Here is a 6,314-nt window from a genome sequence, read left to right as displayed (position 1 = left end):
GTGGGGTAGCGCAGGGGGGCAGGTCATGGGCCTGGAGATCGATGCGGAGCTGACCGCGGGGCCACTGGGGACGATGATCACCGCTGCGATCGTGAGCGGCGGCGGAGCGGCGGTGCCCCTGGTCGGACCCGCGCTCGGGGTGGGCAAACTGGTCAGCGACCACCTCAACCGGCAGCGGATGACCATGCTCACCGAGGCCGTTCGGCAGGCCGCCCGTCGGGGCGCCTGGCTGGCCGGGGCGGGCCTGGCCCTTCAGGGCGTCGACATCGCCCTGAAGTTCTACGAGCTCGCCACCTACGAGAAGCGGCTGGACCAGGCCGTCCGTGCCCAGCAGTGGCTGGACGCGCTGCGGTCCGCCCAGGAGACCGCGCTCCTCCGGCTGGAGCACGGCTTCCGGCTCGCCGAGGCCCGGTATGAGGCGGTGCTCGCCTCCTACCCCTTCCACGCCACGCCCGGCACCCTCGCCGAGGAGCTGCTGCTCACCCCCGGCGGCCGGACCCGCCCGGTGCTGCTGATCCCCGCCGACCCGCCGGACGTCCCGGCCCACAGCCCCTGGACGGGGGTGCGTCACCGGGCCGTCGGCGAGCTGCGCAAGTACCCGGGCGCGCTGGACGTACGGGCCGCTGACCGGGCCTTCGAGTGGCCTCACGCCGAACTCCTGCGCCGCGACTTGGACGCCGTTCCCGCGGTCTACCTCCAGCTCGGCATCACCGGGTACGACCTGGAGGTGCGGCTCGGCGGGAGCGCCCTGTTGCCCGGTGAGATCCTCTCCGTGCTGCCCGCCGTCACCCTCCAGCGGGTCGGCTACCGGGAGCCGGAGGAGTGGACGGCGCAGGAGCTGACCGCGCTGGGTGCCCCGGCCGGCGCGCCGCCGAGCCCCGGCCGCAACGCCGACCTCAACTTCGAACGGGCCGCCCGGATCGCCGCGTTCACCGCCGTGATGGCGGCCGATGCCCACCAGCTGATGCACCGCCTGGCGTACGACGAGCAGGTGGACGCCGCCGCCGCGCGGGCCGGACTCACCCTCGCCGGGTGGCCGCCCGGCCTCGGGGTGCCACTGGAATTGGTCGCCGACCCGCCGTACCACCTGCTCCACCAGGCGCTCCGCCACCACGCCCGGGGCGAGGGCGAGGCCGCGCTGTTCACGGTCGCCGCCGCCGCGGCCTGGCTGGCCGGTGAGGAAACCGTCCGCACGAGCCGACTGGCCGAGGTGCTGACCCGGGCGGCCGGTACGGGGCGGATGACCGCCGCCCACGGCCGCAAGTTCCGCGAGGCAGTGGCCGCTCTCGGCACCGCCGCCCGGCTGCCCGCACGGCTTCACCGTGCGCTGGACGCCCTCCCCGCGGAGGCCCCAGCCGGGGCGGCGACGGTGGACGCGACCTCCCCGCAGCGCCCCGGCGACGCGCCGGGCCTCTTCCCGCCCGCCGGACGGCCGCTGCTGTAACCGCCGCGCCGGTGCGGGCTTGCGGGCCCCAGCCCGCCATGAAGGCAAGCCGATACGGCGATACAGCGACACGGCAATCAGCGGGTGAGGCAATAACACGCCAAGCGGAACCAGCTCCGACGGCAGACGACGACGGAAGGACATCCCGGCCATGAGAATCCCCGCCCCCGGTCCCCGCCTGCTCTTCTTCGGACTCCCCGGGGACCGGACCGGCGAGTTGGCCGCCCTCGCGGTACGAGACGCCCGGCGCGCCATCCGGCTCCGCCCGGTGTCCGGCGGCCCGCCCGCCTCGGACGCCGCCGCCGGGTCCTGGGAGCTGCTGCGCCGCCGCCCGCGGCAGCCCAGACCCGAGCCGGGCAGGCCCCGGCCCTCGCCGTACAAGAACCTGTGGATCACTGTCCTGCCCGGGGTCACCCCGGCCGCGTCGGCGGCAGGCGCGCAGCCGACGGGCCATGACGGGCTGGTGGTGGTCACCGGCGCCGGCGGCCGGGCCTGGTGGGAGCGGCGGCTGCTGTTCCACCACGTCCAACGGGCACTGGTCGACAACCGGGCGCAGCGGATGGTGCTAGCCGTGACCGGCCTGGGGCGGTGCGCCGGGGCGGCGGAGCTGGCGGAGGCCGTCCGGCCGTGGGCGTCCTATCTGGGCGCCGGGGCGTCCGCCGGGCGACTGTACGGGGTGACGGTGCCGGTGCGGTTCCCGGGCGGGGCGCGCGGGGCGAGGCCCGGCGTGCCGCTGCTCTGGCATCTGGGCTTCGACTCGGAACTGACGCCGCGGCAGCGCCGGTTGACGGATGCCCGGCTGGCCGACGCCAAGACCGCCGGCGGCCCCCTGGCGCTGCGGGAGTGGGAGCGGGTCGACCGGGTCCTGCACGCCGCCCCGGTACCGCCCGACCGCACCGTGCGCGTCACCGTCGCCGGGGCCCCGGGTGTCGGCCGCACCACCGTACTGGCCGCCGCCCACCGGGTGCTCGGCCCCGAACGTCCGGGCCTGTGGCTCCACTTGCCCGACGTCGGCGAACTCCACGACCTGATCGCCCGCCGCCGCGCCCTGGAGGAGGGCACGCGTGGTGCGCCTGACGCCGACCGCGAGCACTGGCACTTCCAACTCGCCGACGGCACCGTCCCTGTGATGGATGTCGACTGGCTGGAGGCCGACACCCGGGGCCCCCGCCCTGACCTCGCCGACCGGGTACGGGACTCCCAGTGCGTGATCGTCGCGGTGGACGCCAGACTGCTCGCCGTCCCCGTCGACGAGGGCCGGACAGCGGAGCTGCGGGAACGGACGGGCGCCGGGACCGCCGACGAGCTGATCCAGGCGGCGGCCGCGTTCCACCGTGACGCGGGCGGCCTGCCGCCCCAGGTGATCCTGTTGCTGACCGGCTCCGGGCAACTGATCCGGGACGGCCGCCCCCTGCGCACCCGCGCCGGTCTGCTGGCCGACTTCCGGCGGCTGGTCCCGGCGGCCTTCGCCCCCGGGGTGCTCACCGCCCTCTGTCCGGTGAGCGCGGGCACCGGCGAGGAGGCCCCGCCTACCGGGGTGGAGGCCCCGTACTGGCTGCTTCTCCTCCAGCAGTTGCGGCGGGAGGCCCACCGACTCACTGCGGTGGCGGCCGGTGAGGAGCACAAGGCCGAACGGCTGCGGGACCGCGCGGAACGCCGCAGGGAGACCACCAGTCCGTGGAACCCGTTCAGCCGGGTCCTCAGCTTCGCCGACAGCAAGCGCGCCGACCGCGGCGAGGGCCGGGCCCGTGCCGCCCGTGACGCGGCCGCCGCCAACGGCGAGATCGAGAACCTCCTCCACCGCGACCTGCGGGACACCACCATCCTGCTGGGCGGCGAGCCCTACGGCACCGGGAGTACCGTCGGGGGTTGTTGAGCCCTCGCCCTCTTACCCTGTCGTTTGACCACAGGCGTTCGGCGGGGTCGAGGCAACGGTGACCTGGGCGGTCCAGGACCCGGGTTCCCGGGGCGGATCCCAGGTCACGTCGACGCGCACTTCGTGGAAGTCGTGTGCGAGTCCCACCACCATGGCCGCCGCGGCGGCCCGTGCCTCGGCTGAGCCGGCGTTGACCGGAACGTCGGCGAGGCGCCCGCAGAGCATCCCGCCGTCCACGGTGAGGACACTGTGGCGCCAGCCTTCCGGCGTCGCGAGCAGGACGATGCTCTCCGGCACACCGAAGGGAGGTCGCCTCTTCTTCTCCCGCTTTCGTCTCACCATGGAGCCATCCAACCGCGTCGGCTTCCTGACGGTTCAGGCGGGCGGAGCAACGTCGAGCGCCGCAAGGTCCGTGCCTGGGTGGAACACGTCATCGGCCGGATGAAGAACGACGAGATCCTTCGCGACTGCCGCCAACGGAGCGAGGGTCTCCACCACGCGGTCCAGGCTGTCGTCCACATGGACCGGAGAGGGGCGCGGCCCCATAGGCTGGGCCCCCGTCCGCACTGTGGGGGAGTAATGACCAGTAGGTTCACCGAGTTGGTTGTCGACTGCCGTGATCCGGAACGGCTTGCGGCCTTCTGGTGCGCGGTCCTGGGTTTCGAGGTGATCGACCGGAGCGAGGGCAAGGTCGAGATCGGCTCCTGGGTGCCGACCGTCGAGGAGGTCCGGGCCCGCCAGATGCCGCCCACACTGGTCTTTATCCAGGTGCCCGAGGGCAAGAGCGTGAAGAACCGGCTCCACCTGGACGTCAGTCCGATCGACGTCAGTACCGACGACGAGGTGGCCAGGCTGCTTGGCCTTGGCGCCGCCAAGGTGGACGTGGGCCAGGGCCCTGGCCGGAGTTGGGTGGTCATGGCCGACCCGGAGGGCAACGAGTTCGATGTCCTGCGCACCCTGGCACCGTCCAACTAGATGATCACGCTCAAGGGTTGGTGGTCGTAGGCTCTCCGGCGTGCGCAGGTTGAGCGCCGCGGCGTAGATCTGAAGCCGCCCCCGAACCTGGCGACGTGCGCTGCTTGCCGCCTGGTCTCCGAGGCAGGACTACCGGGCCCCTACGGGGTGCCGACAATGCCCGCGTCGTGGGCGAGGAGGCCGGCCTGGGTGCGGTTGACGCAGCCCAGTTTGTCCAACATGCGTGAGACGTAGCCCTTGATAGTGGCCTCGGAGAGGAAGAGCCGGGCCGCGATCTGCGCGTTGGACAGGCCCTCGCCGAGGCCGGCCAGGACCTGGACCTCCCGCTCGGTCAGCGCGGCGACCAGCTCTCGTGCGCGGTCGCGGGCCGAAAGGCTGTCCGTCGACGCGGCGATGAGCCGACGGGCGGCGGACGGCGAGAGCACGGTGTGCCCCTGGGCAGCCGTCCGTACGAGTCCGATCAGTTCCTCCGGCGGGGTCGACTTGACCAGGAAGCCGGTCGCGCCGGCCCGCAGGGCACGCAGCACGTACTGGTCGGCGTCGAAGGTCGTCAGCACCACGATGTTCGGCGGCTCCGCGAGCTCGTTGATGCGTTCGATCGCGGTCAGCCCGTCCATGCCCGGCATGCGCAGGTCCATCAGGACCACGTCCGGGCGGCTGCGCCGGACAGCCTCGACGCCGGCCGCGCCGTCGTGGGCCTCGTCGACGACCTCCAGGTCCTCGGCCGAGTCGAGAATGGTGCGCAGGAACACGCACACCATGGGCTCGTCGTCCACCACCACTACTCGGGCCACGCTCACACCGCCGATTCCGCGGTCGGGACGTAAGCGGGCAGCGTCGCCTCGACACTGAACCCGCCGTCGGGACGGGGACCGGCACACAGGGTGCCGTGTACGAGTTCGATGCGCCGGCGCAGATGCGCGATGCCCAGGCCGGAGCCGGTGCCCGCGAGGGCGCTGCTCGCTCTGTCCGCCGGAGGCGTGTTGTGGACGGTGAGCCGCACCTGGGCCTCCTCGTACTGCACCCGCACGGTCACCTGGGCGCCGGGCGCGTGCTTGCGTACGTTGGTCAGCGCCTCGCGCAGGACGCGGTAGGCGGTGCGCCCGACCACCGGTGAGGCGAGCGCCGGGTCACCGTCCTCGATCAGCTCGGCCGGTGTGCCCACCGCCGTCGACTCGGCGACCAGGTCGGCGAATCCCCCCACGGAGGGCGTCTGGTCGCCCTCGGGCGTGGTGCGCAGGATGCCGACCAGGTCGCGCAACTCCTCCAGCGCCTGGCAGCCCGCGGCGCGCAGTTCCTCCGCCGCCTGCCGGGTCACCTCGTCCTGTGCCGTCACCCGCAGAGCTCCGGCCTGGAGCACCATCAGGCTCACCCGGTGCGTGACGACGTCGTGCATCTCCCCGGCGAGCCGGGCGCGTTCCTCGGCGCGGGCCTGTTCGGCGAGCAGATGGCGTTCCCGCTCGGCCCGCTCGGCGCGTTCGACGAGAGCGCAGACCATCCGTCGGCGGGCGTCGAAGTACAGCGCCAGCAGCGGCCCGACCGCGGTGCGCAGCAGCCCGTTCGTCATGACGGCGACCGACGGCTCCCAGGGACGCATGATGACGAGGGTGAAGGCGGCGAGTACGAAAAACGCCGTGCGGCGGCGCTGTTGGAAGAAGAACGGGCCGTAGGCGGCCAGCAGGGTCGCGTAGGGGGCCCATACATTGGTGTCGTTCGCGGGCGTCAGTACGCCGGCCGGTGAGATCAGCAGCGACATAGCCAACGTGAACGCGCCGAGCACGCCGACGACAGCGAGCGGGGCGACGCGACGGAAGGCCAGCGAGGCGCAGGCCAGCGCCTGCACGCCGAGCATGAGCCAGGCGACGGTGTCCGGGTGATCCGGCCACCAGCTGGCGCCGATCAGCGTGGTGCCGGTGTCCAGCACCGCGAAGGCGACCGCGATCGCCACGTCCACGGCCACCCGGTGCCGACGGTGCCACGGTCCGTCAGTCATGACGTTCACCGTAAGCCATCCGGGCC

Annotated in this window: 7 protein-coding genes; 3 read left to right on the top strand and 4 right to left on the bottom strand. The window is 73.3% G+C overall.

Annotated features, from left to right (window positions below; genetic code table 11):
• The coding region (locus FNH09_RS47365; RefSeq protein WP_162469982.1) for a hypothetical protein at positions 1-1,444 on the top strand (1,444 nt) is incomplete at its 5' end.
• A 151-nt stretch (positions 1,445-1,595) separates the two neighbouring features.
• Positions 1,596-3,320: a hypothetical protein gene (locus FNH09_RS43445; protein WP_152895386.1), complete on the top strand. Its 1,725-nt coding sequence runs from the start codon at positions 1,596-1,598 to the stop codon at positions 3,318-3,320.
• A gap of 12 nt (positions 3,321-3,332) precedes the next feature.
• Here FNH09_RS43445 and FNH09_RS43440 read toward each other — a convergent pair whose 3' ends face one another.
• The gene (locus FNH09_RS43440) at positions 3,333-3,662 is read right to left on the bottom strand and encodes a hypothetical protein (protein ID WP_152895385.1); all 330 of its coding nucleotides are present in this window, start codon (positions 3,660-3,662) and stop codon (positions 3,333-3,335) included.
• Between the two features lie 33 nt (positions 3,663-3,695).
• A complete protein-coding gene (locus FNH09_RS47360) occupies positions 3,696-3,839 on the bottom strand; it encodes a hypothetical protein (protein ID WP_162469981.1) in 144 nt (47 codons plus the stop codon).
• Positions 3,840-3,899: 60 nt separating this feature from the next.
• On the opposite strand from FNH09_RS47360, the gene FNH09_RS43435 reads away from it, so the two are divergent.
• The gene (locus FNH09_RS43435) at positions 3,900-4,295 is read left to right on the top strand and encodes a VOC family protein (protein ID WP_152895384.1); all 396 of its coding nucleotides are present in this window, start codon (positions 3,900-3,902) and stop codon (positions 4,293-4,295) included.
• 140 nt (positions 4,296-4,435) lie between these two features.
• On the opposite strand, the gene FNH09_RS43430 is transcribed toward FNH09_RS43435, so the two are convergent.
• Together FNH09_RS43430 and FNH09_RS43425 are read right to left on the bottom strand one after the other, a co-directional pair.
• Positions 4,436-5,089 carry a response regulator gene (locus FNH09_RS43430; RefSeq protein ID WP_162469980.1) on the bottom strand — a complete coding sequence of 218 codons (654 nt, stop codon included), beginning with the start codon at positions 5,087-5,089 and terminating at the stop codon, positions 4,436-4,438.
• A 2-nt stretch (positions 5,090-5,091) separates the two neighbouring features.
• Positions 5,092-6,288: a sensor histidine kinase gene (locus FNH09_RS43425; protein ID WP_152895383.1), complete on the bottom strand. Its 1,197-nt coding sequence runs from the start codon at positions 6,286-6,288 to the stop codon at positions 5,092-5,094.
• Between the last annotated feature and the right edge of the window lie 26 nt (positions 6,289-6,314).

This window comes from Streptomyces adustus, from assembly GCF_009377175.1.
GTDB lineage: Bacteria > Actinomycetota > Actinomycetes > Streptomycetales > Streptomycetaceae > Streptomyces > Streptomyces adustus.
Note: the sequence above shows the minus strand (reverse complement) of the source record. Positions and strands in the feature narration are given on the sequence as shown.

What these genes read in the sequence shown, in the direction of transcription:
- FNH09_RS43445 (WP_152895386.1), top strand. Translation starts at nt 1,596, where the DNA reads ATGAGAATCCCCGCCCCCGGTCCCCGCCTGCTCTTCTTCGGACTCCCC.
- FNH09_RS43440 (WP_152895385.1), bottom strand. Translation starts at nt 3,662, where the DNA reads ATGGTGAGACGAAAGCGGGAGAAGAAGAGGCGACCTCCCTTCGGTGTG.
- FNH09_RS43435 (WP_152895384.1), top strand. Translation starts at nt 3,900, where the DNA reads ATGACCAGTAGGTTCACCGAGTTGGTTGTCGACTGCCGTGATCCGGAA.
- FNH09_RS43425 (WP_152895383.1), bottom strand. Translation starts at nt 6,288, where the DNA reads ATGACTGACGGACCGTGGCACCGTCGGCACCGGGTGGCCGTGGACGTG.